Origin of the sequence: Rhodomicrobium udaipurense JA643 (genome assembly GCF_000636015.1) — a bacterium.
In the GTDB taxonomy this organism is placed as follows: Bacteria; Pseudomonadota; Alphaproteobacteria; order Rhizobiales; family Rhodomicrobiaceae; genus Rhodomicrobium; species Rhodomicrobium udaipurense.
In genome coordinates, this window is sequence record NZ_JFZJ01000215.1 from 1 (window position 1) to 2204 (window position 2204).

A 2204-nucleotide genomic window follows, 5' to 3' on the forward strand; every position below is an offset into this window, starting at 1 on the left:
TTGCTGGTGGCGGGCGGCGTCGCGCTGGCGCAATTTGCGCCGGATTACTCCATGGTCGCGCTCGTCGTCGGCGTCTTCATCTTCGGGCAGGTCGTCGAAGGTAACGTGCTGACGCCGAACATCGTCGGCAATCAGGTGCGGCTCCATCCGGTCTGGCTACTTTTCGCGCTGGTCGCGGCGGGTTATCTTCTCGGTTTCACCGGCCTCTTGATCTCGGTGCCGCTTGCGGCGGTCATCGGCGTGCTGGTGCGCTTTGCGATCCGCAAATATCAGGAAAGCGAAATTTATGACGAGGAGAAGGGCGAAGCGGCAGTGGAGGCGGTCGAAGGCACAAAGCCGCGCAAGACAGCGGCCATCGGCTGAGGCCGGGTGATGTCGTCCCAGCTCGTGCTCGATCTGCCCCGCCGTTTCGCCTATGACGAGGCCGATTTCTTCGTGACCGCGCGAAACGACCGCGCCTTCGGGCTTGTCTGCCAGTGGCCGGACTGGCACGCGCCCGCCGCCGTGATCTGGGGTCCGCCGCAATCCGGCAAGACGTACCTCGCGCACATCTGGCAGGCTCGGGCGAATGCGGCATTCGCCGACCCCGCCGCGCTCGAAGGCCATGTCTGGGCCGCGCGTCAGCCTCTCATATTGGAGGATGTGGACGCGTCGGCGTTGCCGGAGACGGCGCTGTTTCATCATTTGAACCTCGCGCGCGAACACGGCTCCTTCATCCTGCTGACCGCGCGAACGCCGCCCGGCAGCTGGCGGATCGCGTTGCCGGATCTGCGCTCGCGCATCCGCTCCTATCCAACCGCCGAAATTCAGCCGCCGGACGAGGAGCATCTCGCCGCGCTTCTTCTCAAGCATTTCAGCGATCGCGGCATCGAGATCGCCCCGGACGTGATCGCCTATCTCGTGCAGCGCATCGAGCGCTCGATGGCGGCGGCGGATGCCGTGGCGTCGCTTCTCGACAAGGCGGCGCTGGCCGAACGCCGCCGGATCACGCGTGCGTTCGCGGCGAAGGTGCTGAAGACGGTCGGCGGCGGATCGGACGAAGGGGACGACGAGCCGGACGACAATTTCTGAAGCTGGTTTCGATCTGATAGCGCTACCGGGCTTCTGGCCGCGTCGTTCAGGATGCCGCGCGCCTCTGCCCGAAAACCCACGCGCAGGCTATGCGCCGGAAGAAGCCCTTGCGGCGGCGCGGGCGCGGCGTCATCTTTTCAAAATAGTTTGTCCATCGCGTCGAAGTCCGCACCATCGGCCGCTCTGACCGAAGCGTCATCGTTGGCGTATGCTTTGGCGCATTGTGTTCGTCATGTCACAAAGCGCTTCCAAGCTCTGAGTGCGCAATTCACGCGTCGCGAAGACGCCCAACCGGAGATCGTGGAAATGAAAATCGCCGAAGCCGAACCTGTCCCCACATATCGGGACAGAATTGAAGCCTTTGGCGTTGAACGATTCTTCAACCGGGAGTTGTCGTGGCTCGCATTCAACAGGCGCGTCCTGGAAGAATCGGCCAACACCCGCAACCCGCTTCTGGAACGCGTCCGGTTTCTGGCGATCTCCGGGTCCAACCTCGATGAGTTCTATCGCGTTCGCGTGGCTGGGTTGCACGAGCAGGCGGCGACCGAGATCGTCGAGGTTTCGCCCGACGGACTGACGCCCCGGCAACAGGTGGAGAAGATCAACGAAGCCGTGATGCCACTTTCGGCCATCCAGCAGGAGCGCTGGAACGCGCTTCGCGAGGACATGGCGAAGGAGCAGATTTATATGGCCTCGGCCAAGTCGCTTTCGGACGCGGAACGGGATTGGCTCGAAATCTATTTCATGCGGCGCGTGTTTTCAGCCCTGAGCGCGGTGGCGGTCGATGCGGCGCATCCGTTCCCGCACGTGCAGAGCCAGGAATTGGTGCTCGTGCTCGAATGCACGCGCGAACTCGCCCTCGTCGGCGATTCGGATTTCGAAGGCGAGCCGCGCCTGATGTACGCGCTTGTCGTGATCCCGAACGGTCTCGATCGGTTCATTCGGCTACCGCAGACGGAAGGTAAGAACGGCAAGCCCGAGATCCGCTTTATCGCGATGGAAATGCTCATCGCGCTTCACGCGCATACGCTGCTACCGGGCTTCAAGGTGAAGCACGCCGGCCTCTTCCGGCCGCTGCGGAACAGCGGAATCGAGTTTCAGGAAAAGAGCGAAGACCTCCAGAAGGTGCTCCG

The 2204-nt window shown here is 63.0% G+C and carries 2 protein-coding genes and 1 pseudogene; all 3 read left to right on the forward strand.

The window, feature by feature from the left end; translation table 11 throughout:
* On the forward strand, positions 1 to 363 hold a 363-nt coding region (locus T281_RS16895), incomplete at its 5' end, for an AI-2E family transporter (protein WP_155955327.1).
* Positions 364 to 372: 9 nt separating this feature from the next.
* On the forward strand, positions 373 to 1071 hold the full coding sequence (locus tag T281_RS16900) for an HdaA/DnaA family protein (protein WP_037242301.1): 699 nt from the start codon (positions 373 to 375) through the stop codon (positions 1069 to 1071).
* Positions 1072 to 1377: 306 nt separating this feature from the next.
* Positions 1378 to 2204 (forward strand): annotated as a pseudogene (locus tag T281_RS16905) (RNA degradosome polyphosphate kinase); the annotation flags it as partial.

Excerpts from the sequence above, each read along its gene's own strand:
- T281_RS16900 (WP_037242301.1), top strand. The coding sequence starts at position 373 with ATGTCGTCCCAGCTCGTGCTCGATCTGCCCCGCCGTTTCGCCTATGAC.